18 protein-coding genes are annotated in these 25,465 nt (G+C 54.7%); 11 read left to right on the plus strand and 7 right to left on the minus strand.

Annotation, left to right across the window (positions count from 1 at the left end; all coding sequences use genetic code 11):
* Positions 1 to 152: 152 nt before the first annotated feature.
* A complete protein-coding gene (locus tag ACFE33_RS00100; protein ID WP_380055270.1) occupies positions 153 to 1,148 on the plus strand; it encodes an asparaginase in 996 nt (331 codons plus the stop codon).
* On the opposite strand, the gene ACFE33_RS00105 is transcribed toward ACFE33_RS00100, so the two are convergent.
* Positions 1,145 to 1,903 (minus strand): TSUP family transporter, encoded by a 759-nt coding sequence (locus tag ACFE33_RS00105; RefSeq protein WP_380055273.1) that lies wholly within the window; start codon positions 1,901 to 1,903, stop codon positions 1,145 to 1,147. The genes ACFE33_RS00100 and ACFE33_RS00105 overlap by 4 nt on opposite strands.
* A complete protein-coding gene (gene serB, locus ACFE33_RS00110; RefSeq protein ID WP_380055275.1) occupies positions 1,896 to 2,774 on the minus strand; it encodes a phosphoserine phosphatase SerB in 879 nt (292 codons plus the stop codon). Before serB ends, ACFE33_RS00105 begins: the two co-directional genes overlap by 8 nt.
* Before the next feature lie 155 nt (positions 2,775 to 2,929).
* Here serB and ACFE33_RS00115 point away from each other — a divergent pair, with 155 nt between their 5' ends.
* The 4 genes from ACFE33_RS00115 to ACFE33_RS00130 all read left to right on the plus strand — a co-directional run bounded on the left by ACFE33_RS00115 (position 2,930) and on the right by ACFE33_RS00130 (position 7,869).
* On the plus strand, positions 2,930 to 4,072 hold the full coding sequence (locus ACFE33_RS00115; protein ID WP_380055278.1) for a phosphoserine transaminase: 1,143 nt from the start codon (positions 2,930 to 2,932) through the stop codon (positions 4,070 to 4,072).
* Between the two features lie 60 nt (positions 4,073 to 4,132).
* The gene (gene serA / locus ACFE33_RS00120) at positions 4,133 to 5,728 is read left to right on the plus strand and encodes a phosphoglycerate dehydrogenase (protein ID WP_380055281.1); all 1,596 of its coding nucleotides are present in this window, start codon (positions 4,133 to 4,135) and stop codon (positions 5,726 to 5,728) included.
* 102 nt (positions 5,729 to 5,830) lie between these two features.
* Positions 5,831 to 6,610 (plus strand): metallophosphoesterase, encoded by a 780-nt coding sequence (locus ACFE33_RS00125; protein ID WP_380055284.1) that lies wholly within the window; start codon positions 5,831 to 5,833, stop codon positions 6,608 to 6,610.
* An 83-nt stretch (positions 6,611 to 6,693) separates the two neighbouring features.
* Positions 6,694 to 7,869, plus strand: a complete 1,176-nt coding sequence (locus ACFE33_RS00130; protein ID WP_380055287.1) for an acetyl-CoA C-acyltransferase family protein — start codon at positions 6,694 to 6,696, stop codon at positions 7,867 to 7,869.
* Here the strand turns inward: ACFE33_RS00130 and pbpC are convergent, their stop codons facing one another.
* Together pbpC and ACFE33_RS00140 are read right to left on the minus strand one after the other, a co-directional pair.
* Entirely contained in the window at positions 7,870 to 9,924 is a 2,055-nt protein-coding gene (pbpC, locus tag ACFE33_RS00135; protein ID WP_380055289.1) for a penicillin-binding protein 1C, read from the minus strand. It abuts the gene before it with no gap.
* A complete protein-coding gene (locus ACFE33_RS00140; protein WP_380055292.1) occupies positions 9,921 to 15,353 on the minus strand; it encodes an alpha-2-macroglobulin family protein in 5,433 nt (1,810 codons plus the stop codon). The genes pbpC and ACFE33_RS00140 overlap by 4 nt, the downstream gene beginning before the upstream one ends.
* A 159-nt stretch (positions 15,354 to 15,512) precedes the next feature.
* On the opposite strand from ACFE33_RS00140, the gene ACFE33_RS00145 reads away from it, so the two are divergent.
* Entirely contained in the window at positions 15,513 to 17,636 is a 2,124-nt protein-coding gene (locus ACFE33_RS00145) for an ATP-binding protein (protein WP_380055295.1), read from the plus strand.
* Position 17,637: 1 nt separating this feature from the next.
* Here the strand turns inward: ACFE33_RS00145 and yaaA are convergent, their stop codons facing one another.
* The 3 genes from yaaA to ACFE33_RS00160 all read right to left on the minus strand — a co-directional run bounded on the left by yaaA (position 17,638) and on the right by ACFE33_RS00160 (position 20,813).
* Complete coding sequence (gene yaaA / locus ACFE33_RS00150) at positions 17,638 to 18,405, minus strand: peroxide stress protein YaaA (RefSeq protein ID WP_380055298.1); 768 nt, start codon at positions 18,403 to 18,405, stop codon at positions 17,638 to 17,640.
* 2 nt (positions 18,406 to 18,407) lie between these two features.
* Positions 18,408 to 20,459, minus strand: coding sequence for a DNA helicase RecQ (gene recQ / locus ACFE33_RS00155; RefSeq protein ID WP_380055300.1), 2,052 nt, complete (start codon positions 20,457 to 20,459; stop codon positions 18,408 to 18,410).
* Positions 20,460 to 20,525: 66 nt separating this feature from the next.
* On the minus strand, positions 20,526 to 20,813 hold the full coding sequence (locus tag ACFE33_RS00160) for a YggT family protein (protein WP_380055302.1): 288 nt from the start codon (positions 20,811 to 20,813) through the stop codon (positions 20,526 to 20,528).
* 135 nt (positions 20,814 to 20,948) lie between these two features.
* Between ACFE33_RS00160 and ACFE33_RS00165 the strand changes: the two genes are divergently transcribed.
* The 5 genes from ACFE33_RS00165 to ACFE33_RS00185 all read left to right on the plus strand — a co-directional run bounded on the left by ACFE33_RS00165 (position 20,949) and on the right by ACFE33_RS00185 (position 25,373).
* Positions 20,949 to 21,488 carry an acyl-CoA thioesterase gene (locus ACFE33_RS00165; protein ID WP_380055305.1) on the plus strand — a complete coding sequence of 180 codons (540 nt, stop codon included), beginning with the start codon at positions 20,949 to 20,951 and terminating at the stop codon, positions 21,486 to 21,488.
* A 64-nt stretch (positions 21,489 to 21,552) separates the two neighbouring features.
* Positions 21,553 to 22,920: an MFS transporter gene (locus tag ACFE33_RS00170; RefSeq protein ID WP_380055307.1), complete on the plus strand. Its 1,368-nt coding sequence runs from the start codon at positions 21,553 to 21,555 to the stop codon at positions 22,918 to 22,920.
* Positions 22,917 to 23,789, plus strand: coding sequence for a penicillin-insensitive murein endopeptidase (gene mepA, locus ACFE33_RS00175; RefSeq protein WP_380055310.1), 873 nt, complete (start codon positions 22,917 to 22,919; stop codon positions 23,787 to 23,789). The genes ACFE33_RS00170 and mepA overlap by 4 nt, the downstream gene beginning before the upstream one ends.
* Positions 23,762 to 24,655 carry an esterase-like activity of phytase family protein gene (locus tag ACFE33_RS00180; RefSeq protein ID WP_380055313.1) on the plus strand — a complete coding sequence of 298 codons (894 nt, stop codon included), beginning with the start codon at positions 23,762 to 23,764 and terminating at the stop codon, positions 24,653 to 24,655. Before mepA ends, ACFE33_RS00180 begins: the two co-directional genes overlap by 28 nt.
* A 91-nt stretch (positions 24,656 to 24,746) precedes the next feature.
* Positions 24,747 to 25,373 carry a queuosine precursor transporter gene (locus tag ACFE33_RS00185; protein WP_380055316.1) on the plus strand — a complete coding sequence of 209 codons (627 nt, stop codon included), beginning with the start codon at positions 24,747 to 24,749 and terminating at the stop codon, positions 25,371 to 25,373.
* Positions 25,374 to 25,465: the final 92 nt, after the last annotated feature.

The following is a 25,465-nucleotide window of genomic DNA, read 5'->3' on the forward strand; positions in this document are numbered from 1 at the left end:
TCACTCTTACGGACGACTTTGCGCTGGTCCTGTGATGTTATTCTCGATATGCCTACTTTAGCGTAATTTCTCTAGATAATAAAAGCCCCGTTGGCGGAAAATTGCGCACTGCAAGTTCTGCGCCCGAACAGATGAAATTAAGGAACGACAATATGACATCCCCTATCCCAATGGCTGAACTTTGGCGTGGAGATATGCTTGAATCCTTTCACACTGGACACGCGGTTATTTGTTCAGCAAACGGCGAGATCGTAGAGGCATGGGGCGACCCGACCCAAATCATTTTTCCACGCAGTTCCTGTAAAATGATCCAAGCCCTCCCGTTGATCGAAAGCGGTGCGGCAGAAGCATCAAACCTGACAGCGGAGCAACTCGCACTTTCCTGCGCAAGCCATCAAGGCGCGGCGATCCACACTAAGAGTGTTGGGAGCTGGCTCGCTTCGTTGGGAATGTCGCACGACGATCTGCGCTGTGGTGCGCAACCTTCCTCGGACAGTGATGAACGTAAACGTCTGATTTTAGAGCACGAAAGCCCCTGCCAGCTTCACAATAACTGCTCTGGCAAACACGCGGGGTTCCTGACGCTGAACCAACACATCGGGGGTGGTTCAGAATACATCGACCTATCACATCCTGTGCAAACTGCGGTTAAGGCAGCATTCGAAGAGGTCACTCAAGAAACGAGTTCCGGATACGGGATCGACGGTTGCTCGGCCCCTAACCACACAACCTCTGTTCACGGGCTTGCACGCGCGATGGCCTTCTTCGCAGCCGCGCGCGAGGGTCAGGGTACACGCGAAACGGCGGCAGCCAAACTTGTGAACGCCATGCGCACCTATCCTGAATTGGTTGCCGGTGAAACGCGGGCCTGCACCGAGCTTATGCGTGCCATGGACCACAAGGTCGCGATCAAAACAGGAGCCGACGGCGTTTTCGTCGCGATCCTTCCCGATCAAAAGCTAGGCGTTGCGCTAAAAATCACCGATGGCGCGACACGCGCAAGCGAATGCGCAATTGCCGCCATCCTAGTGAAGCTCGGTGTGTTGGACGCAAACCACCCTGCGACACTTAAGAGAATGAACGCGCCTCAGATCAATTGGCGTGGGGTCACTGCCGCGTGGATACGCCCCTCCGCAGCGCTCGCCTAGAACATATCCCAAAGTAATTTTACAGCTAGGCTGGCCGAAGTGATCACAAGCAACGGCTTGATCACCCGCGAACCGATTTTCACCGCCAGCGCCGCGCCACAGGTTGCCCCCGCGATCTGCGCGGCGCCCATTGCCAGCCCCGTAAACCACCACGGCGTTGCAACGAACGAGAATGCGACGATCGCCCCTAGGTTAGACGCGAAGTTCAATAATTTGGTATGCGCTGTGGCCTTTAGCACTCCGTAACCAGCCAACGTGACAAAGGCGATCATAAAGAACGATCCCGTTCCGGGCCCCAGCAATCCGTCATACGCCGCGATCAAAGGAACCATCGTGGCCATAAACACCGGCCCCGACATGCGGCGCGTGCGGTCATTATCATCCAATCCGGGCTTGAAGGCGAAAAACAGCGCAATTGCGACCATCAAGAACGGCAATACCAGCCTAATGAGATCAACGGGCAACACCGATATCAAGAGCGCCCCAACGACCGAAGCGCTAAATGAAATGGTCGCGGGCACGATCTGTTCTCGTAACGAAACCATCCCCGCCCGTGCATATGATATCGCAGCGGTCGCAGCGCCAAATACACCCTGAACCTTGTTGGTCGCCAACGCATCAATCGGCGAGCCACCCACAAGCAAGAGCACGGGCACCGTAATCAGCCCGCCGCCACCTGCAATCGCGTCAATAAATCCCGCGAAGAACCCCGCAAGGATCAGCAGCGCGAGAATGTCATATGTGACCTCAAACACTCGCGAACTCGGATTGGGCGTACCCTTGGATATACAACAACGCCGTCAGGTCGCCGTGATTGATCCGAATTTCACACTCTGCAGCAACACTTGGTTTGGCATGGAGCGCTACACCCGAACCCGCACGGCCCAGCATTCCCAAGTCGTTTGCACCGTCACCAACCGCAAGGACGTCCTGTTCCGAGATGCCCAAACGCGCCGTGATTTGCTCCAGCGCATCTACCTTGGCCTGACGGCCAAGAATTGGCATTCCAACTTCACCGCTTAGCTTGCCGTTTTCTATGATGAGTGTGTTCGCACGGTTTTCATCGAACCCCAAAAGTGCCGCGACCTTCGCCGTGAACGCTGTAAACCCACCGGACACAAGCGCCGCATAGGCTCCGTTCTTCTTCATCGTTGCCAAGAGCGCCTTACCGCCTGGCATCAATTCGATACGCGTATTTAGGACGTGATCAATCATGCTCTCGTCCAACCCCTTAAGAAGACCAACGCGCTCACGCAATGCGCCATCAAAGTCCAACTCGCCATTCATCGCTCGCGCCGTAATGTCAGCGACCCTCGGGCCAACGCCAGCCTCATCCGCCAACTCATCGATGCATTCCTGACGAATCATGGTGCTATCCATATCAGCCAAGAGCATTTTCTTTGCGCGATTCTCGCGTGGCTGAACTATCAGATCGACACCGATTTCCTGCAAATCCTGCCAAACATCCCAGCGGTTCTCCGGCATTTCGCCTAGCGAGAACTCCGCGGCCTCGCCGACCGCAAGCCAGATAGCATCGCCGCCACCCCAAGCGTTCCTTAGGGATTCAACAATTTCGCGTGAAAGATTGGGCGCAGCCGGATTGGTGAGAAGCGTGGCGATGTACATGAAAGTTTCCGATAGTGAACGGGATTATTACGAAAGATGACTTACAGCGCGAGTTAACGCAATTTTGCGGCTTGCGCCACCCTTGGAACCTCTCTATCTCGGCAGGTGGGACACCCTTCCCCAACGAAGGGCATATATCTGTGAGGATACCATCAATGGTTACTAATACCCCGGCCACGCGTCCGGCCAATCCGCGTTTTTCTTCTGGCCCATGCGCCAAACCTGCTTCCTGGACATTAGATGCACTTGCTGACGCGCCTTTGGGCCGCTCGCACCGTGCCGCAGTCGGGAAAGCGAAACTCAAGGATGCGATCGAAACTACTCGCGAAGTCCTTGGCATCCCTTCAGATTACAAAATCGGCATCGTCCCCGCCTCTGATACTGGCGCGATGGAGATGGCGATGTGGTCCCTTCTCGGCGAACGTCCTGCGGAAATGATTGCGTGGGAATCCTTTGGTGCTGGCTGGGTCACCGATGTTGTTAAACAACTCAAGATCGAAGCCAACGTGCGCACCGCCGACTATGGCGAAATCGTTGATATGACAGCTGTGGATTACAACAAAGATGTTGTCTTCACATGGAACGGCACCACTTCGGGCGTTCGGATGCCGAACGGCGATGCGATCCCTGCGGACCGCAAGGGCCTAACAATCTGCGACGCGACTTCGGCCGCATTCGCGATGGATTTGCCGTGGGACAAGCTCGATGTCACAACGTTTAGCTGGCAAAAAGTTCTTGGCGGCGAAGCAGCGCACGGGATGCTCATCCTTAGCCCGCGCGCCGTTGAGCGCCTTGAGAGCTATACGCCAGCTTGGCCGCTTCCCAAGATTTTCCGCCTCACCAAAGGTGGCAAACTGATCGACGGTATTTTCTCTGGTGCGACGATCAACACGCCTTCGATGCTCTGCGTTGAGGATTATCTTGTTGCGCTGAATTGGGCAAAGGAACAAGGCGGTCTCAAAGGTTTGATCGCCCGCGCCGACGCCAATACCGCAGAAGTCACAAAGTTTGTGGAAGCGCACGACTGGATCGAGTTCCTCGCTGCCGACCCTGCTATTCGCTCGACCACTTCGGTTTGCGTAAAATTCACCGATGACCGCATCCAAGACGGCGCGGCTTTTGCCAAAGCGGTGGCCAAGCGCCTCGAGAACGAAGGCGTTGCGCTGGATATTGGGGCTTATCGCGATGCGCCTGCGGGCCTTCGGATCTGGTGCGGTGGTACGATTGAATCATCCGATGTGGCGGCGCTTATGCCTTGGCTTGATTGGGCGTTTAACGCCGAGATCGAAGCACAATAAATTCCGGAGGGCGCAATGCCGCCCTTCACTCCCCCATTCAAACTTTTTGAGGAGGCCACCATGGCACCTAGAGTTCTCGTATCCGACAAACTCAGCGAAAGCGCTGTACAAATTTTCCGCGACCGTGGCATCGAAGTAGATTTCGAGCCTAACCTTGGCAAAGACAAAGACGCGCTCTTTGAAAAGATCAAAGATTACGACGGCCTCGCCATTCGTTCCGCAACGAAGGTAACCGAAAAAATCCTTGGCAACGCTGACAACCTCAAGGTCGTCGCGCGCGCAGGTATCGGTGTGGACAACGTGGACATCCCCGCCGCTTCGAAAAAGGGTGTGATCGTCATGAACACGCCGTTCGGCAACATGATCACAACTGCCGAGCACGCCATCGCAATGATGTTCGCCGTCGCTCGCCAAATCCCAGAAGCCTCCGCGAGTACGCACGCTGGCAAGTGGGAAAAATCCAAGTTCATGGGTGTTGAACTCACGAACAAAACCCTTGGTGTTATCGGCGCAGGCAACATCGGCGGCATCGTTTGTGAACGCGCTGTTGGCCTCAAGATGAAGGTCATCGCGTATGACCCCTATCTCTCCGAGGAACGCGCTGCGAAACTTGGCGTAACCAAGGTCGAGCTTGACGAGCTGCTCGCCCGTGCCGATTTCATCACGCTTCACGTTCCCGCAACAGATGCGACACGCGGTATGATCAATGCCGAAACGATTGCAAAGATGAAAAAAGGCGTTCGGATCATCAACTGTGCGCGCGGCGGCCTCGTTATCGAAGCTGACCTTGCCGAAGCCCTGAAATCCGGTTATGTCGCAGGCGCCGCATTCGACGTATTCGAAGTAGAGCCCGCTCAGGACAGCCCGCTTTTCAACCTTCCCAACGTGGTTTGCACTCCGCACCTCGGCGCATCGACCACCGAGGCACAGGAAAACGTTGCCGTTCAAGTGGCAGAGCAAATGTCGGACTACCTTTTGACAGGTGCAGTCACCAATGCGTTGAACATGCCGTCGGTAACAGCCGAAGAAGCCAAAGTTATGGGCCCATGGGTCAAACTGGCCGAGCATCTCGGTGCCTTCATCGGCCAACTCACAGACGAGCCGATCACCGCAATCAACATCACATATGATGGCGCGGTTTCAAAAATGAACCTTGCAGCGCTTGAGTGTGCGGCGGTTGCGGGCATCATGCAATCGACTAACCCTGATGTGAACATGGTCTCGGCCCCTGTGATCGCCAAAGATCGCGGGATCAAGATCAGCAAAACAACGCAGGAAAAGTCCGGTGCGTTCGATGCCTACATCAAGCTAACAATCGTGACACCAGAGCGCACCCGCTCCATTGCCGGTACGGTCTTTAGCGATGGCAAGCCACGCTTTATCCAGATCAAAGGCATCAACATCGACGCCGAAATCGGCAAGCACATGCTCTATACAACCAACAAAGACGTTCCGGGCATTATCGGTACGCTGGGTGGTGTTTTGGGCACGAACGGCGTCAACATCGCGAACTTTACCTTGGGCCGCGCGGATCAGGGTGGCGACGCGATTGCGCTTCTTTATGTGGATGGCAAAGTTGCCGACTCCACGCTTGCTAAACTCACCGAGACGGGCTTGTTCCAGTCGGTGAAGCCATTGGAATTTGATGTCGCCTAGGCCCACGGGCACCTAGAATTCCACAGGAGGTCCGCCGGTTTATCTGGCGGATCTTTTGTCGTTTTTAAATCTGGTCTTGGACCGGCGAACCAAAGGAACACTATGCGTACCTATGCTATCGGCGATATTCACGGCCAAATCGACATGCTCCGCCGCGCTCACGCGCAAATCGACGCGGATCGTAAACGCGTAGATGACTCTGACGCGCCGATTGTTCACCTCGGCGATCTGGTCGATCGTGGTCCCGACAGTAAAGGCGTCGTTCAATACCTGATGGATGGCATATCCGCTGGGGAGAACTGGGTCGTCCTTAAGGGCAATCACGACCGTATGTTCCTCTGGTTTCTCGAGGAGGCGTCGCGCGCAGACCCGCATTTGTTTATCGGACTCGACTGGCTTCACTATCGTCTTGGGGGTTCCGAAACGCTCGGCTCCTATGGCGTTAACGTAAATGACAAGCGGCGCTATGGCGAAGTCCACGCCGAAGCACGGACCAAAGTGCCGCAAGAGCATCTCGATTTCATAGGCGAACGGCCCACTTCATTTTCGCGCGGCGAACTGCTGTTTGTGCATGCAGGCATCCGTCCGAACGTGTCCATCACAGACCAGCACGAGGATGATCTCGTTTGGATACGCGAGGGGTTTCTGGACAGTAACGTTGATCATGGCCCTTTGGTTGTGCACGGGCATACTGCGCTCAACTATGCCACGCGCTATCCTAATCGCGTGAACCTCGATAGTTCGGCGGCCTACGGTAAATCGCTCACCGCGGCCGTCTTTGAAGGGCGCACGGCCATGAAGCTGACCGACACTGGGCGCACCGAAATCCCCGTGAGCGCCGTCCCCGCGACACTCCCCGAAAAGCATGCATTCAAGCGCTAGCCCCTAAGTTGTGCAGAACGTGACGTAATACTATGTCCGTCAAATCAGCCTGCTAAACTCTCTCCGAACAATAGGAGAGAGCCATGGAAGACATCGTAATTCTAAGCGGCGCACGCACCGCAATCGGCAGTTTTGGCAAGAGCCTTGCGAGCGTACCACCGACCGAACTCGCGACCATCGTCGCAAAAGAAGCCATCACGCGCGCGGGCATCACTCCTGAGAAAATCGGGAACGTTGTCTTTGGAAACGTGATCAACACCGAGCCAAAAGACATGTACCTTTCGCGCGTTGCTGCGCGGCAAGCAGGCATCCCCGATGAAACGCCCGCGATGAATGTAAACCGTCTCTGCGGGTCTGGCGCGCAGGCGCAAGTTTCCGCAATTCAGTCTCTAATGCTGGGCGATTGCGACTTTGCCCTCGCAGGAGGCGCCGAAAGCATGAGCCGCGCTCCCTACATCATGCCAAGCGCACGATGGGGCGTTAAGATGGGAGATGCGAACGTGCAAGACATGATGCTCGGCACGCTTAACTGCCCATTTGGCACGGGGCACATGGGTGTTACCGCCGAAAACGTGTCGCGTGAGCATAATATCACGCGGGAAGAACAAGATGCTTTCGCGCTCGAAAGCCAACAGAAAGCCGCGCACGCAATCGAGAAAGGCTACTTCAAGGATCAAATCGTTCCAGTCGAAATCAAGCAGCGCCGCGATACCGTACAGTTCGCAACCGACGAGCACCCGCGCGCCACGACAGCAGAAGCGCTCGCCGAACTTCGGCCCGCTTTTGAAAAACAAGGCTCTGTTACGGCTGGAAACGCCTCCGGTATCAACGACGGCGCGGCTGCGCTCGTTTTTGCGCGGGCTTCTGCTGCCAAAGCGGCTGGCGCAACGGCACGTGCGCGTGTCTTGGGCTATGGGCTTGCGGGGGTTCGACCAGAGGTGATGGGTATCGGCCCTATTCCAGCGGTGAGAAACCTTCTCGCGAAAACGGGTCTGTCGATTTCGGATTTTGATGTTATCGAGAGCAACGAGGCCTTCGCCTCGCAGGCGCTTGCCGTGGCCAAGGAGTTGGGCATGGATCCGTCGATTATCAACCCGAATGGCGGGGCGATTGCTCTTGGCCATCCCGTTGGCGCGACAGGCGCGATCCTCACTGTGAAAACGCTCTATGAGCTTGAGCGGACGGGTGGGAAATTGGGCTTGATCACGATGTGCATCGGCGGCGGTCAGGGCATCGCATTGGCGATTGAACGTCTCTAATTACTGCACAAACACCTCGGAGCGCGCCGAGCGCCCCTGCGCATCAATCACCGAAAGGGTTACAAATCCCTTACTCGGATTCGGAAGTTCCACTTCCCTCGCCCGCTCCTGAATGCGGACGGGGGCACCATTTAAGAGCCAAGTGAACGGCGCTTCTCCGTCGCGCACTTTGGCCACGAATATATCCATTCCCTGCAACGCGGCGCCATCTGGCGGAAATGCCAGCTCTGGGCCTCCTGCGGGCTCCTCAAACGCTGCATCGCGGGCTTTGAAGTATTTCAATGGCGTCGGAAGTTCCGAATGCGCAACCGTTAACGCAGCCGCTGGCGGCGGCGAGAGCGGCACTGGTGGCTTGTTCAATCGGGCGAAAGCTTCAAACAAAATCGGCGCGGCCAACTCCCCGCCAAATGCTCCGGGCACCGACGTTCCGTCCGCCCGCCCCATCCAAACTCCCGCAACATATCGCCCGTCATATCCAATCGCCCAAGCATCGCGGTGACCATAACTTGTGCCCGTTTTGTAAGCCAATCGACCCGCAGGTGCGTTCAACGGTGGCGGCACATCAGACAAGATATCGCCAACATACCATGCCGACTTTTCAGACAAAAATCGGTGCCCGTTACGCTCTGGAGCCTCGCCTTGCCGCCAGTACAACTCGCGGGTTTGCCCACTTTCGGCAAGGCCGGCATATAGAGTAACCAAATCCATCAATGTGACCCCAACGCCGCCTAATGCCACCGCCAACCCAGGTTGTCCGCCTGGAATAACAGGCTCTATTCCCGCCCGTTTCAAGCCCGCAACTAGCTGCGCAGGACCGAGCGCCTCGGTAACTGAAACAACAGGGATATTTAGAGACAATTGAAGCGCTTTGCGTATCGGCAGTGTTCCACGGAATACGCCATCGAAATTCTGCGGGAAATACGCACCAAACGCCGTTGGCCGATCGTCAATCAATGTCTCGGGGTGAGCGAGGCCCTGATCAAAAGCTAAACCATAGACCAATGGCTTGAGCGTCGACCCCGGAGAACGAAGCGCTTGCGTCATGTCGACAAATCCGCGCCTGTTTGAGTTTTCATACGCTTCAGAGCCAACCCATGCGAGGATTTCGCCTGTTCTGTGGTCCGCGAGCAGGATTGCCACCTGCATCGACAAATTTTGACCACGCAGCGCAGATTGGGCGAGCGCTTCAAGCTGTTGTTGCAAGCGTGAATCAATTGTTAATGAGTGGGCTTCCAAGAGTGGGATCGTCGCAACTGCACGATCAGAAAGGTGCGGAGCCAATTTTGGGAAACCGTACCTTTGATGTGGAATAGAGCCTAATTTAGCGACTTCAGCCTCCTCTGTTGTAAGGAGTTTGCCGTCAACCAACCGGTCAAGAACACGTTCACGTGCCGCCTGTACCTCACCGCTATGAAGGTCAGGGCGCCGCCGCTCTGGCGATTGGGGGATAGCCACAAGCAGCGCCGCTTGGGCAGTGGTCAACCGAGTTGCTGGCTTGTCAAAATAGGCACGGCTCGCGGCGCGCACGCCCTCTAGGTTGCCACCAAAGGGAGCGCGATTAACATATAGTGTCAGGATTTCCTCTTTGCTCAACTGGCGCTCGAGTGCCAATGCGACCCTAATCTGGCGAAACTTGCCCTCCCAGCGGCCTGTACTGCCATCTTCCAAAAGCCGCGCAACCTGCATGGTTAGGGTCGATGCACCAGAGACAATCCGGCCGTTCCAGACGGCCTGTGCCGCCGCGCGCAGCATCGCAAGGGGATCGACACCATTGTGGCCATAGAACCGTTTATCCTCAAAGGCGATCAACATCTCAAGATAACGAGGATCAACATGATCCAGCGTCGCCTTCAGCCGCCATCGACCATCGGCGACCGTGTAGGCCCGAAGCAGCGCACCGTTGCGGCCCAGCACTTCAACCGATGTTTCCTGAATGAGCGGCGGCAAGTCCGTTTCCGCTATCCATTGATCAAAGCGATCTCGCAATGTCGCGGCGAACAATAGGAACACGGCAACAAAAACCAGAGCGCGCCAAGTTATCCAGCGCGACATCATTTCACGATCTGTACACGCCCTGCATCGGTGAGGGCGCGGAACTGTGGACGATACATATCTTCGACGCTCGCCGCGGGATGGTGATAGTCGCCTGGCGAAATGGCACGAACCAGATAAGCCAGCGTAAAGGCCTCGTCCGAGCGCCAGTCAACAGCCGCAAGGAAGCGATCATGCCGATACTCCGCGTTGCGCACCTCAACATCCAGATCGAGCCAATCGAGAGTTTTGACATCTCCGTTCTGCAGAAGCGATGGATTCTCGATCTCAAACCCTGCGGGAAGTGGATCAGCAACCATCAGTCGTGCCTCTGAATTCCCAAATGGCTCTACGCGCAAGACTGTCACGAGGCGTGTGCCCGCCGCCACTTCTGACAAATCGACTTGTTCGCCATCGGTGGTGAAATAGCTCCGCTCAATCGAATAACCGTTTCCGCTCGCAGCTTGCGGCGTATCGGGAACACCGAACGTCGTAAGCGTCACTGTCTGCGACCTGCCTGTGTCGTTGCGAATGTCGACTGTTTTCCCTTCGGTCTGTGCATCGAATAGCTGCACGAGTGGCCCCATTAGCTTCGCGCCATCCACTGTGAACCCAGATAGAGACGTGTCATCCAACAGCGCATTTGCGGCCATAAGTGTCCAAGCGTTTTCCTGTGTTGACCGATAACTCTGACCTTGCGGCGCTATTTGATCGGCAAGCGCTTCACGACCGATCACGGATGTCCCTGCCTCAACCGCGAGGGTTAGGATCGCCGCGGCGTCTCGCAGGTTAGTGCCGTAATCCGAACGCCAAATCCGTTCGTCCGCATCAGATTGCAAACCATTCAAAGCTTGCGCTGCCTTCTTGAACATACGATCCGCGCGGGTTTGATCACCATAGCTCGCGAGGGCCGCGCCAATTTGCGCTTGGGCCAAAGGAGTTGCGAAGGCATCTCCTTTCACGTCCGCATAATAACGAAGGTCCCCCATCGCCGCCGCGCCTTCTCGTGCAAGAACCAAGAGCGCATAGGCCAAGTCCTCTCCTCCACGATCAAAGTCCGAGGTGTAATTCACCTGATTGCGAAGATTGTCGAGCGCGGAGCGAAACGCGATATCGGGTACGACTCGCCCTGATGCTCGGGCACGCGATAGGAAATCGGTCACGTATGCATCGAGCCACAGGTAACCGTTTTCTGGACGCCAAAGGCCAAATGATCCCTCTGGAGTTTGATTGGACAGAACCAACGTGATTGCTTGATCTATGCGTTTTTCAAGCCCCGCCGCAGTGTCGAGATCCATCGCATCAGCAACGCTGCTCAGGTATAGTAGCGGCAGCGCGCGAGAGGTTACTTGCTCTGTACATCCATAGGGGTAACGATCCAAAGCCATCAGCAAGCCCGGCGCATCCAAGCGCCCCAACGGCCCCGCCGAAAGTGTCGCGTGTCCGGTCCCCGCGCGCAGGCCAGTAAAGGCATCGGCATTCAGAAGAAAAGACTTGCCATCTTCTAGCTCAAACCGACTGGTGCGCATCACTTCGGGGTCATTAATGGAAACCGGAATCTTCAGCGACTTGGTGAGCTCGGAGCCGTCGGGCGTGGTTAGGACAATGTTAACCTCTTGAACACCAGTTCCCTTGGCCCTTATAGGCAAGACCTGACGCAAGGTTCCGCCCTCCACCAACTCTAATTCGTTTGGCAAACTTGTCGCATCGATACTAATGCCGTCGGAGGCCACCTTTATCCCGACATTTCCTACTGGCCCTTTCGCATGCACTATTTCCAGTTGCATCTGGGATATATCGCCGGGAGTCATGAAGCGAGGCACCGTCGCCGTTAGCACCACTGGATCGCTGACGTTTATGTCCGCCGACGCTTCGCCCACGGAGGTCTTATTCCATGCGACCGCCATCAATCGTACAGTGCCATTAAAGGAGGGTAGATCAAATGTCGTCTGAGCGGTTCCGTCCGTGCCAACTTTGAATGGGCCAGCGAAATACGCGACCAACTCCTCAGTCGGCGGCGGCGCGTTCAACGTTGTATTTTGCGCACTATCTCCGCCCGAGCGCACGGCGCCCATCGCGCCGATCATTCCGTCGATCAGCCGTCCATATACATCCCGAAGCCCCATCCCGAGCCGCCGCTGACCAAAATAATAGCCCGAGGCGCTCGGAGCTTCGAAACCCGTGAGGTTAAGGATGCCAACGTCAATCGCGGCGATTGTCACATATGTCTCGTCGTCTGCCCCGTCCACCTTAAGCGAAACATCCAATGGGCCGCGCGGGGCGACTTCGACTGGCGTAGTGAACGCGGCCTTCAAGACGCGATCTTCTGGGTCGACCGGCGCATAGGACAGGCCCAGAGCGCGGGCTGGATTATGCATTGCGGCCGCGTCCATCGGGCGAATGACACTCGCCGTCACATATGCTCCTCCGCCCCACTCCTCCGTCACTGGAAGTTCAACGAGATTCTCGCCCTCCACAACATCAATTGTTTTCATGTCGATCAACCGATTGGACATCACAGAAACGAGTGCTTTACCCGCATATCGAGGCACGACCCGCAGCGTCGCGGTATCTCCTGGGCGATAGGCCGGCTTGTCCAATGACACGTCCAGTACATCGGGAGTGGCGGTGACATCGGCTGGTACATACCAACCAGAATAGAAATCCACAGAGGTCGCAAGGGGCTCGCCATTCGCCCGTTCGACAATCAACTCATAATGCCCCCATTCAACAGGAGTGCTGATCTGTGCAGGGCCATCCGATAGCTTAAGCTCCCCAGAATCCACACGTGTTCGGCGCGTAATTGGCTCGTAATTCCAGTTGCCGTATTGCTCGTACCATTGATAGGTCGTTGTAACCCTGTTTATAGCATAAACCACCTCCATCGAGCGCGGCTTCTGATTTCGATTCAGAGCAATAATCTCAAATTGTGCGTCTGCTCCTTCGGCGGCGACACCGTCAAAGAGCGGCTTGATGCCAATCAATGGACCCGCCAGATCAAGTTGGCGCGTTTCGCGCCGCTCGACTGGGCGCCCTGATCCCTCCGTAGCGGTAAAAACGAAATCCGCTTCGACGGGGCGGTTAACGTGCCCAGTCACCGGAAGCGCAAATTCCGCGCGGGTTTCGCCCTCTGAGTTCGTCAAATCTGCATCAAAATAGCTGCGGATTACTTCGAACGGTTCATCGTAGCGACCAAATTTGTAGTTCGGGAAGTTGGCCAATCCATCCGCAGCTTTTAGGGCGACAGAACCTGCAACTTTCAGACCTTCCGCAGGGGAGCCAAATAGATAGTTGACCGAGAAATCTATCTTTGCCTGCTTGCCTGGGCGCAGCGGCTTGTCGCCAAAGTTCCAAGTGTAGTCGATACGTTCGGGCAAGAAATCTTCAACCAGGAAAGACTGCGATGCCAGCGCCTCCGCTTCGGGATCAGCATAAAGCGCTAGGGTCCATTTCCCTAGCGGCGCAGAGGCAGATACCGGCAATGCAAACACGTGCCCACCCATCTCAGAGTCCGTTGAAACCATGCGCGTATATTCAACACCGTCTGGCCGTTTGACGATCGCGGTGATCGGCAATCCCTCAATCGCAACGGTATCTGGATCGCGCAGAAGCGCCGTGGCGTTCACCGTTTCTCCGGGGCGATAGGCGCCACGATCGGTCGTCAAAAATACATCAATCGGCCCAGCAGGCGCGCGCCCTTCTACACCACGATCCGATAGATCAAATCCAGCATCACGAAGCGAAAGAAATGCAATATCCTCGCCGCCATCCTCTACAGTGATCAACGCGGGTGCACGTCCGCCGCGCCCAAGCGTTACTCCTGAGGGAAAATGCGCATAGCCTTGCGCATCAGTTGTCGCTTCGCCAAGGACCGAGTTGGCCTCTGAAAGAAGCGTAACCTTGGTTCCAGATTTCACATCAGCACTCGCGAGGCTACGGACAAAAACATGTAATCCGTCCACTCCGCTCGCTGTGGAAATCCCGAGGTCAGACAGCACGAACCACTGCGTTGCCGGCGTGCTTTCATATGGGTCAGCGCCTGGGATCTCCGCCTTGAGCGCATAGATGCCAGCGGGCTGATCGCGCAATGCCTCCTTTAGAGGGAGGCGCGTTGTAACGTCTTGGTTCAAATTCTGATTTAGTTCGCCAATGCCCGTCCACACATCCTCTGCAAGTTCATTTGCGAAGGCCTCCTCCGACCATGTAGACATCGGCCGGCCGAAATAGCTTTCTTGGATCGCGCGTAATAAGTTGCGATCTGAAACGCGACGCAGAGTGAGATTAACTTTCGAAACATTCACCGACTCAATCGGCAGCGCAATTTCTTGGGTTTTCGGAAGTACATACGCACGACTTTGGAACCGAACGCTTGCAATTCGGTCGCGCACATATCCTGTGATTTCAATGTCTTTGAGGAGTTTCTCGCCGTTGGCAGCAGGAAGCCCTTTGCGGAAGACAAAGCGCTCTCGTTCTCCGTGGGTTAGCCCCGAAATACACAAACGATTCTGCTCGACCTCAACCGCCAGCCCGCTTCGCGGCATCTTAACGAACGGAGTGTAATCTTCTCCTGCTGCAATCAACTCCTCCGAGAATTCGGCGCAAATTCGGGGTGCTGCCAGATCGCTCTCGATATCATGGTTGGTAATGCGAAACCCGTATTTCCCGATCGCGTCTAACAACAAATTTGCGGCTTCATCTCGCGGTGAAATACTTTGGGAAAGTACGAGCGCCGGAATCATCAATCGTCCACGATCATTTGCTTCTAATGCCTGCGCCATCGCATAAAGCGCGCTCAACTTTTGCGCGTCATTTCCTGCACGAACATACGCGTTTATCGAAGCTTCAATCGCACGGCGGCGATAGGTCCGCTGAGTCGAAGAGTTGTCGAATTTCACGACCCGCGCGAGGTCCGCGTATTCCATCCACGGGTCAGGTGCGTCGGTTAACGTGAGTGCCGCGCCAACATAATGAAGCGAATTGATGATATCACCTTCGTTTTTCTTATCCCGCGCGACGGCAAGCAAATTCTCCGCTGTCCACTCTCCCGCATAGTGGTAACGACCAAGGTTTTCGGCAAGTTCATACGACCCTTTGCGAAGAGCGGCAGGGATAAAGTCCAACTCCGAAATATTTGCCTTACCCTTTGCCACAACGGCGGAATCACTTTCCCAGATCCGACCCGACAGCGCCCCGACATAAGCCACGGTATTTTCGACGTTTTTCTTCGTAAAACACGCGTTGGAGTTTCGATTAAATGTAAACGCCTTGCACTGAGCATCGGCAAGGCACGTGCGCTGGCAAATCTCAAACGTCGTATCAAAAATGGACTGTAGATCCGAGCCGTAGAAATCCAGATCTCGCGTGGTTGAAAACCGCCGATCTGGCACACCCTCTTGCGCAATTGCCAGTGACGAAGTGAATGAAACAATGATCGCGAGAAAAATACTGCGCATTTGCGAACCCCAAAAATCAATAACTTCCGAAGGTTTGCACAATCCCCTCTTTAAATCCACTCTCTCAGGCTGCCAATCACCTTACATTTTTATCTTTAAGAAACTCTTTACGAGAATCGCGCACACTCGCGCAGGTGTGCTGCTTAAGGCTGGCTGAAAATGAACATTGCGAACAAACTTGCGCAGGAGCGACGTGCGCGCCTCGCTGCGGAGCGATTGCTTGAACAGAAGCAATCGGAACTCTTCCGTGCGAACTCCCGTTTGGGGGATCACGCGCGAACGCTTTCCGACCAAATCGTCGAAAAACGAAAAGAAGTCAAAGATGTACGCAAAGCGGCCGCAACTCTCGCCAGCGAAAAACATCAGGTACTGTCTGATCTGCGTACAGCCGAAACCAAAGTCCAAATCGCCGAGCGTCGCCTTTGGAATTCTATCGAAACGATTCAGGATGGCTTCGCAGTCTTTGATATAAACAACCGCCTGGTCTCCGCCAATAAAGCGTACCTCTCTGCATTTGACGGCCTCGAAGAAGTGCAAACAGGCGCATCCTATGCTCGACTGTTGGAACTACTCTGCGAAGAAGGCATTGTAGATACTGGCGAACTTTCCCGAGGTGACTGGCAAAATGAAATGTTGAAGCGCTGGCAATCGGACGATCTTGAACCGCTAACCGTGCGCCTCTGGAATAACCAGTTCATCCGCCTCATTGACCGCCGCGCCGATGGCGGAGACACCGTTTCGCTCGCGCTCAACATCACCGATACAATCAAGTACGAAGCCAAGCTAAAAGAGGCGCGCCGTAAAGCGGAAACCGCAAATCGCGCAAAATCGGCGTTCCTCGCGAATATGAGCCACGAAATTCGAACTCCGATGAACGGCGTCGTCGGCATGGCGGATATATTGGCGGACACACCGCTTTCAGAGGAACAGAAGCTTTACATCAACACCATCAAGCACTCCGGCGAGGCGCTCTTGGTGATCATCAATGACATTCTGGATTACTCGAAAATTGAAGCTGAGAAGCTCAGTCTTCATCCTGTACCCTTCGATTTGGACCACAATTTACACGAGGTTATGACGCTGCTTCAGCCTTCGGCGCAGGATAAGAGAATCGACCTAATCGCGAACTACGACCCACATCTTCCGGCGCATTTCTTGGGCGATCCGGGGCGTGTTCGTCAAATATTGACCAACCTAATCGGCAACGCGGTCAAATTCACGTCGCAGGGTCACGTGATTGTAAATGTTAGCGGCGCAGCGATTGTTGCGAGTAATTGCACCCAACTTCAAATCAGCATTGAGGACACGGGAATAGGCATCCAGCCAGATATGATTGAGTATATTTTCGGTGAGTTTAACCAAGTTGAGGACGACCGAAATCGCAAGTTCGAAGGGACAGGACTTGGACTGGCGATTACGAAACACCTTGTGGAAATGATGGGCGGTAAGATTAGCGTAATGTCAGAATACGGAAAGGGCTCTTGCTTTGAACTAACGCTTACTCTTCCCACTACGTCCAATGGACCGAATGCACCTAAACGACTGAGCATCAGCTCTGCCTGTATATTTGAGGACAATCCGTCCCTTTATGAAATCATTGCAAATCAACTAGCAGGAATCGGAGTTCGCGCTCGCGCTGCGGATACCATTGACGACACCGACGCGGACCTACTGGTAATCGGTTCTGGCTACACAGGATTTACTGCATCAGAGGTCGTCGAACGAACGAATGCCGAGCTTCCAAAGTTAACAGTTACCTCAGCGAACACTGCTGTAGCGGAGACAAGACATACGAACGCTAATCTTCAGCATCCCTTGCGAAGAGACGATATTCTGAACGCAATTGCCGAGATATTTGACGCTGAACAGACCACTGAAGCGCTAGCCCAGCCCAGCGCGCGAAAATCGCCACTACGCATCCTTGCTGCCGAAGATAACCGCACCAATCAGCTCGTTTTCAAAAAGATGATCAAGGAGCTGAATGCCGAATGCCTCTTCGCCAATAACGGGCGCGAGGCGATTGAGCATTATCTGAGCTTTCTGCCAGATATCATCTTTATGGACATTTCCATGCCCGAGGTGGATGGCAAAGAAGCCACCCGCACGATCCGTGAAATGGAGCAAAGAGATAACTTACCGCGCGTTCCGATTATTGCCCTGACCGCGCACGCGATGCCAGATGACCGCGCGGAAATTCTCGCCGCTGGTCTGGACGATTATTCAACAAAGCCGCTACGCAAAGCCGTGATCTTCGACAAAATAGAGAAGCACTGTGCCAGCTAGCTTACTCCATCGGTTTGATGAAAACGGGTTCAAGCTCGGTCGACCGCTCCTCATCAAACAGAAAACCACCGCCGTCAAAATCTCGCAGTGCATCAGGCGATGCCAGACGATTTTGGATAATGAATCGCGCCATCGCACCACGTGCTTTCTTGGCGCTAAAACTAATGACTTTGGGCCCGTTCGCACGTTCTTCTAGGAAATGCGGCGTGATAACCCGAAGGTTCAAAGCCTCTCGCTTCACAGCACCGAAGTACTCTTGTGATGCACAGTTCACCAGAATCTCGCTGTTACTCTGCTCGGCGGCCTCGTTCAGTGCATTCGAAATACGGTCACCCCAATACGCGTATAATGTCTTGCCCCGGCGTGTCGCCAGCCTGCTCCCCATTTCGAGGCGATATGGCTGTATCATATCAAGCGGTCGCAACACTCCATAGAGACCGGACAGAATCCGTAGGTGTTTCTGCGCGAAATTTACTTCCTCGCCATCCAAACTCCCCGCCTCAAGGCCGAGGTACGTATCGCCTGAAAACGCATAGGCGGCCTGCTTTGCACTCTCAGTTTCAGCTTCGGGCGCAAAATCGCGGAACCGTTCTGCGTTCAACTTGGCCAAATCTTCGCTGATGGACATCAAGTCTTGTAACTTCTTCACCGAAAGCCGCCGTGCAGTATTCGCAAGTGAGACAGCGTCGCTCTGAAAATCTGGGAGGCTGTGCGGCGCATCAATCGGATCGAAATTCAGACGCTTCGCAGGTGAAATAACGGTTAGCATTGCTACTCCTCATTCAGAACTTCAAGGAAGGCGCGCCCGAACCGCTCGGCCTTGGCGGTGCCCATTCCTGCCAGTTTTTCAATTGTTTCGATAGAATCCGGTCGACGTTCCGCGATTTGACGCAGAGTAGACGTGCTGCAACTCAAATATTTATCTACACCTGTTTCGCCGCGCGCCAACTGAAGTTGAACTTCGGCCAGCTTATCGAATACATCACCGGCCTGCCGCCCCGCGAGTTTGCGACGGTGCGGATGCATATCTTGCGGTGTCGCGCCTAAGACGACCTCTAGGAATGTTGTTCCATAGGTTTCGAGTTTTTTGGCACCGATACCGCCAATGCGCGCCATATCATCAAGTGTCTGCGGACGAGTCTCGGCAATTTCGATTAGCGTCTTATCAGTGAATACAACATATGCAGGCACGCGCGCAGCCTCGGCGAGGGCGCGGCGCTTTGCCTTGAGGGCGCTTAAGAGCGGCTCATCCTCGTCAGAAACCATCCGTTTGATCGCGGGCGATTTCGATGTACCGGCTTTGGTTATCAAATCCCGACGCAACTCTATCGTTGCCTCATCACGCAAAATCGGGCGGGCATCGTCGGTCATTCGAAGCGCGCCGTAGCGTTCGGAATCTGGACGGATCAAATCATGCCCCATCATTTGTCGGAAGATAGCCTGCCACTCGCGCTTGCTGTATTCCTTGCCCACACCAAACGTCGGCAGCGCGTCATGCCCTTTTTCGCTAACCTTCTTGTTGCGTGTTCCCATCAGGATATCAATAAGATGCCCAGCACCAAAATACTCGCCAGTGCGCAGGATTGCTGAGAGCGCCTTGCGAACCGCGACGGTTCCATCAAAAATATCTGGGCTATTATCACAGAGGTCGCATTTACCGCAGGGCGCGCTTTCCTCGCCAAAATAGGCAAGTAGTTTTTGACGACGGCAATGTAGGGCCTCGGCCAAACCAAGTAGCGCGTTGAGGCGCGCGTGATCGGCGGCGCGGCGCTCTGGTGGGGCCATTCCTTCGTCGATTTGGGTGCGACGCAAGCGAACATCATCCGCGCCAAACAATGTGAGCGTTTCCGCAGGAGCGCCGTCACGACCCGCGCGGCCAATTTCCTGATAGTAGGTCTCAATTGATTTGGGCAAATCGGCATGCGCAACCCAACGAATATCAGGCTTATCAATACCCATCCCGAATGCGACAGTCGCCGTTACGATTAGGCCGTCTTCGCGCTGAAAGCGGTTTTCGACAATACGGCGATCCTCGGCTTCCATTCCGCCGTGATAATGAAGCGCGTGATGCCCAGCATCCCGAAGCGCGTTCGCGAGCGCCTCGGTTTTTGATCGACTTGCACAATAGACTATTCCCGCTTGTCCTTTTCTGGCCGCTGCGAAATTCAGGATCTGGCGACGCGGGCCATCTTTGGCCTCGAATGCGAGATGAATATTCGGGCGGTCAAATCCGTGTAGAAACGTTTCTGGAGCAACCCCGTCGAACAGCCGCTCGATGATTTCATCACGGGTTTCCTGATCGGCGGTGGCAGTGAAGGCCGCGAGTGGCACGTCCAAGAGCCGCCGCAAATCCCCGATGCGGAGGTAATCCGGACGGAAATCATGCCCCCACGCGGACACGCAATGCGCTTCGTCCACCGCAATCATCGAGACTCCGACACGGCGCAGCATGTTCTGGGTTCCCGAATTCGCGAGCCGCTCGGGCGCCATATAAAGAAGTTTCATTCTCCCCGCATCAAGCGCGTCAAAGACCTCGGCGGTTTCTTCTTCGGTATTTCCGGATGTGAGCGCTCCTGCCTCAACGCCCGCTTCTTTCAAGGCGCGAACCTGATCGCGCATGAGCGCAATAAGCGGCGAAATCACAACCGTTACGCCATCGCGCACAAGTGCGGGTAATTGAAAGCAAAGCGATTTGCCCCCGCCGGTCGGCATAATGGCGAGGGTGTTTTTCCCATTGGTCACAGCCTCGACGATTTCAGCCTGACCAGGCCGGAATTCATCGAATCCGAATACCGTTGATAAGAGCGTTTTCGCGGTTTTCATGGCCTGTGAGACTGCTTGTTTTGGTTGCGTTACAGTCCCACACGCCATCGGTCAGGGCAAGTGTCCCTAGTAGAAAAACGCCGCGTTGTTCTGAAGGATGATCCGAATGGCAATCAGCGCGATGAACGCAATAAGCGGCGCCAGATCAAGCCCTCCCATATCAGGAAGAAACTGGCGAATGCGCGAATAGATCGGCTCTAGCAACCTGTTCAACCCATACCAAATTTGCGCCACGAGAGGTTGGCGTGTGTTCAGTACTTGAAAATTAATCAACCAACTCATGATGATATGCGCGATCATGATGAACCAGACGACATCGAGCAGCAGATTTAGAATTTGATAGAGCGAAGACATTAAGCGCACCTTGTTAAGTTGTTTTCTTCAAGTAATGCTCGAACCCTTTCCTGACAAGAGTTTAGTACGTTTGCCGCCACGTCGCGATTGACGATGCGTCACTTTCCCTCCAAGGAATAGGTAAAGGAGACTGACATGTACCCGTTTTTTCGCCTCGGCAAGGAAATCTTCAAGTTTCGAAACGCACCTACCATCACAGTAGGCGAGGATCACGTTTCGCACCATATTTGCTGGCCGTGGGATTTGGACTTCTGGTTTGAGTTGAACAACGGGCGCACGCTTTCTCTTTATGATTTGGGTCGTATTCCGTTGGCCACGCGCATGGGTCTCATCGGCACTCTCAAACGCGAAAATTGGGGTTTGACGATTGCGGGGAGCAGCGTGCGCTATCGTCGCCGCGTTCGTGCCTTTCAGCGTGTCGAAATGCGAAGCCGTATGACCACTTGGGATGATCGATTCATTTATCTTGAGCAATCCATGTGGCGAAATGGCGAGTGCACCAGCCACGCTCTTTTCCGCGCGGCAATCACCGATAAGAACGGCATCGTCAATCTTGCTCGCGTGAAAGAAGCAATGCAGATCGAAACCGAGCGCCCCGAGATGCCATCCTGGATTGCAGAATGGATAGCGGCAGAAGGCAATCGGCCTTGGCCACCCATGCAAGAAGCGAGCTAAATTCTTGCAACTTTGAGTAAACCTCTATTCACTCTTCCATAGGGCAGGGATTGAGGTTTGAGCAATGGCAGGTGTTTCGGCAAAGAAACGCATATGGGGATGGATGCTGTTTGATTGGGCAAGCCAGCCCTATGCAACACTTCTTTTGACGTTCATCTTTGGCCCCTACTTTGCGGAAATCGTTTTTAACAACTTGACCGCCGAGGGCATGGAACCACAGCGCGCCAAAGCTGAGGCTCAGGCGCTCTGGGGCTATGGCCTTGCGGTTGCTGGCTTGGTGATCGCGTTCGCAGCACCGGTATTGGGCGCGGTTGCCGATAGCTCGGGCAATCGGATGCTATGGATAAAGATTTTCTCGGCTTTCTATGTTGTCGGGTCGGCGGGGCTTTGGCTTGCCAATCCAAACGATTTTGACACGACAACAATCCTTATTCTGTTTGGGATCGGGTTTATCGGAATGGAATTCACCACCATTTTCACGAACTCGATCCTCCCTTCCCTCGCGCCCAAAGACCAGATCGGGCGCATTTCGGGCACGGGGTTCGCGATTGGATACTGGGGCGGCGTTCTATCGCTCTTTATTATGCTGCTGTTCTTTGCCGAAAATGCGACGGGCGTTACCCTCCTTGGGATTTCGCCGCTCTTTGGGCTTGATCCAGCTTTGCGCGAGGGCACGCGTTTTGTCGGTCCGTTTACCGCAATTTGGTTTACCCTGGGGATGATCCCCTTTTTCCTGTGGGTGCGCGATACGCCGAGCGCGACCAGCTCTAGCGGTATTAAGCCCGCGCTGGCCACGCTCGCCGCAACGCTCAAATCTCTTCCATCACGGCACAGCCTCTTTTCGTTCCTAACCAGCAGCCTCTTCTATCGCGACGCACTGAATGGGCTTTATGGCTTCGGGGCGATTTATGCCAAGGGCGTGTTGGATTGGTCCATCATCCAGATCGGTATATTCGGAATTGTCGGAGCGGTCACAGCGGCGATATTCTCTTATATTGGCGGGCGCGTTGACGAGAAAATCGGCCCTAAACCGGTGATCGCGGCATCAATTATATTGCTCATGGCGGTCTGTATTGTCGTTGTTTCCATGACGCGCGAGAGTTTGTTCGGATTCAGTTTTGCACCGAACTCGATCGCGCCTGATATGATATTTTTCGTTTGCGGTGGCGTCATTGGCGCGGCTGGCGGGGTCCTTCAAGCAAGCTCGCGAACCATGATGGTACGCCACACGAACCCCGCGCGTGCAACCGAAGCATTTGGACTTTATGCACTTTCTGGCAAAGCGACCGCATTCCTTGCGCCAGCACTTGTTGCGCTTGCATCCGACATGAGCGGAAATGCGCGGATTGGTATTACACCCCTTATTGCACTCTTCTTTATTGGCCTGATCCTGTTACTCTGGGTAAAACCCGAAGGAGATCAAACCGCATGATTTTTCGAGCAGTTTTGACGATTTGCATCACCCTCGCCACTACCGTGACCCTCTCTGCCCAACCAGAGGCACGCGCGCTATTTGGCCGCGAGAAGGTCGGCTCCAACCATAGAGCAGTGGCGCTTGGGAGCTATGCCAAAGGATGCCTCGCAGGGGCAGAGCAACTTCCAGAGACTGGCGCCACATGGCAGGCCATGCGCCTTTCGCGCAACCGCAACTGGGCACATCCAGAGACCGTAGATTTCGTAAAGGATCTGTCGCGCGAGGCGGCACGACAACCAGGCTGGAACGGGCTCTATGTTGGCGATATGTCACAGCCCCGTGGCGGTCCGATGACGTCTGGTCACCGCAGCCACCAAGTTGGGCTGGACGCGGATATCTGGATGCTTCCCGCACAGAACCTGCGCCTGTCGCGGCAGGATCGCGAAAATCTCTCATCCATCTCTATGCGCAAGAACGAAGGCGCTTTTGTTAACTCAAGCTGGACCCGTGCGCATCACAACATCATCAAAGCGGCGGCCAAAGATAAGCGCGTAGCGCGGATTTTTGTTTTCCCCGGCGCCAAGGTCCAGATGTGTAAGGACGAAAAGGGCAGCCGTGCGTGGCTTAGAAAAGTGCGCCCATGGTGGGGGCATCACTATCATTTCCATGTGCGCCTTTCCTGCCCCAAAGGTGTGAAAGGTTGCGTAGATCAGGCACCGCCACCTCAGGGCGACGGATGTAATGAAGCGGTGCAATGGGTAAACAACATTCTAAACCCACCGCCACCAAAACCGCGCGACCCAAATGCGCCAGCACCCGCGCCACGGCGTGAGCTCACACTTTCGGATCTACCTCCTCAATGCGTTCAAGTATTATCATCGCGATAGCGGTGGCGGCCCTTTTGGGCTTTCTCTCACAAGGCTTCGCAACCAGCGGCGCAGATAAGGTACGATACGTCGGATCGTTCAAAATCAATCGAACAGACCCTGCGCAAGGCGGGTTCTCTGGGCTTTCGATGAATGACGACGGCACGATTTTCACCGCGATTTCGGACAAGGGTATGTTCTTTACTGGCGCCCTAATCCGCAATGGTGACGTCGTATCGCGAATGTCATTTACCCACGCCAGCCAGATTAAGGGCGGCAAAGGTCAGGAAATCGGCAAGGGCCGCAATGATTCCGAAGGCTTGGCAATTGATCGTGACGGGAAGATTTTCGTTTCGTTCGAGGGGCCGGCGCGCGTCTGGTCATTCGGCAATATCAATGAGAACGCCCGCGCCCTCCCGCGCCATGAGAACTTCAAAAACATGGCGAACAACGGCGCGCTTGAGGCGCTGGCAATCAACAAACAGGGCCAGATTTTCGCGATACCCGAAGGACGCTATACTTCCACACAGCCATTCGAAATTTATCGTTTCGATAGGGAATGGGGAATCTTCGCAACTGCTCCTCGCTCGGATGGGTTCCTTCCTGTTGGTGCCGATTTTGGTCCGGACGAACATCTCTACCTGCTAGAGCGCAAGTTTAGCCCGATCTCGGGCTTCAAAAATCGCATTCGCAGGTTTGAACTTTCGAGCAACGGGATCCAACACGAAGAACTCCTCTGGCAGAGCGAGTATGGCGAGCATGGTAACCTTGAAGGACTGTCAGTTTGGCGTGACGCGCACAACCAATTGCGCTTTTCAATGATTTCCGATGACAACTTCAAGTTTTTCTTACGTAGCGAACTCGTGGAATACGCTCTAACAGAATAACTTGCCATTCATCCAACTTTTCGATAGGTCGCAGGCGTCCCACAGGGTGTGGGGCCGAGTCTCCGCTACCTTGATAAAACGGAATCAGAAAATGAAACGTATTCTTCCTGGCGTTATCGCCATGGCGGCCATTGTCGTTGCCAGCAACATCCTCGTTCAATACCTGTTCGGGAACTGGCTCACTTGGGGCGCCTTCACCTACCCGCTCGCATTCCTTGTCACCGATATTATGAACCGCGTTTATGGCGTTGCTGCGGCACGTCGCGTTGTGTTCGTCGGCTTTGTTGTGGGCATCCTTTGCTCGCTGATCGGAAGCCAGATCATCGGTGAATTCGGTCCGCTTGTTTCGCTCAGGGTCGCTGTTGCCTCTGCGGTTGCCTTCCTTACGGCGCAACTTCTGGATATCTCGATCTTCAACCGTTTCCGCGATGGGAAATGGTGGCGCGCGCCTTTGGCATCGACTTTGGTCGGATCGGTCGTGGATACCACGCTCTTTTTCACCATTGCCTTCTCCTCGGCGATTACGATTTTCGGTGCCAATGCCGACAGCGCAATAAGCTGGGCGTGGGAAAGCGTGCCATTCCTTGGCTTTGGTCCTGTGGTCCCGCTTTGGGTGTCGCTTGCGGTCGCAGATTGGTGTGTAAAACTTGCCTTAGCATTAATCGCTCTGGTTCCATTTCGCGTCATTGTCACAAAACTTCATCCAAATGTTGCGTAAAAAGTTTTGACAATCGCAAAATATGTGGCAGGCTTCTAAGTATCGAAACAACTTGAAAGGAGGTGCCTATGATTATTGGGAAACAGGAGCAG

It is taken from the genome of Falsihalocynthiibacter sp. SS001, from assembly GCF_042445055.1.
Lineage (GTDB): Bacteria > Pseudomonadota > Alphaproteobacteria > Rhodobacterales > Rhodobacteraceae > Falsihalocynthiibacter.

Excerpts from the sequence above, each read along its gene's own strand:
- ACFE33_RS00100 (WP_380055270.1), top strand. The coding sequence starts at position 153 with ATGACATCCCCTATCCCAATGGCTGAACTTTGGCGTGGAGATATGCTT.
- serB (WP_380055275.1), bottom strand. The coding sequence starts at position 2,774 with ATGTACATCGCCACGCTTCTCACCAATCCGGCTGCGCCCAATCTTTCA.
- ACFE33_RS00115 (WP_380055278.1), top strand. The coding sequence starts at position 2,930 with ATGGTTACTAATACCCCGGCCACGCGTCCGGCCAATCCGCGTTTTTCT.
- serA (WP_380055281.1), top strand. The coding sequence starts at position 4,133 with ATGGCACCTAGAGTTCTCGTATCCGACAAACTCAGCGAAAGCGCTGTA.
- ACFE33_RS00125 (WP_380055284.1), top strand. The coding sequence starts at position 5,831 with ATGCGTACCTATGCTATCGGCGATATTCACGGCCAAATCGACATGCTC.
- ACFE33_RS00130 (WP_380055287.1), top strand. The coding sequence starts at position 6,694 with ATGGAAGACATCGTAATTCTAAGCGGCGCACGCACCGCAATCGGCAGT.
- pbpC (WP_380055289.1), bottom strand. The coding sequence starts at position 9,924 with ATGATGTCGCGCTGGATAACTTGGCGCGCTCTGGTTTTTGTTGCCGTG.
- ACFE33_RS00140 (WP_380055292.1), bottom strand. The coding sequence starts at position 15,353 with ATGCGCAGTATTTTTCTCGCGATCATTGTTTCATTCACTTCGTCACTG.
- ACFE33_RS00145 (WP_380055295.1), top strand. The coding sequence starts at position 15,513 with ATGAACATTGCGAACAAACTTGCGCAGGAGCGACGTGCGCGCCTCGCT.
- yaaA (WP_380055298.1), bottom strand. The coding sequence starts at position 18,405 with ATGCTAACCGTTATTTCACCTGCGAAGCGTCTGAATTTCGATCCGATT.
- recQ (WP_380055300.1), bottom strand. The coding sequence starts at position 20,459 with ATGAAAACCGCGAAAACGCTCTTATCAACGGTATTCGGATTCGATGAA.
- ACFE33_RS00160 (WP_380055302.1), bottom strand. The coding sequence starts at position 20,813 with ATGTCTTCGCTCTATCAAATTCTAAATCTGCTGCTCGATGTCGTCTGG.
- ACFE33_RS00165 (WP_380055305.1), top strand. The coding sequence starts at position 20,949 with ATGTACCCGTTTTTTCGCCTCGGCAAGGAAATCTTCAAGTTTCGAAAC.
- ACFE33_RS00170 (WP_380055307.1), top strand. The coding sequence starts at position 21,553 with ATGGCAGGTGTTTCGGCAAAGAAACGCATATGGGGATGGATGCTGTTT.
- mepA (WP_380055310.1), top strand. The coding sequence starts at position 22,917 with ATGATTTTTCGAGCAGTTTTGACGATTTGCATCACCCTCGCCACTACC.
- ACFE33_RS00180 (WP_380055313.1), top strand. The coding sequence starts at position 23,762 with ATGCGTTCAAGTATTATCATCGCGATAGCGGTGGCGGCCCTTTTGGGC.
- ACFE33_RS00185 (WP_380055316.1), top strand. The coding sequence starts at position 24,747 with ATGAAACGTATTCTTCCTGGCGTTATCGCCATGGCGGCCATTGTCGTT.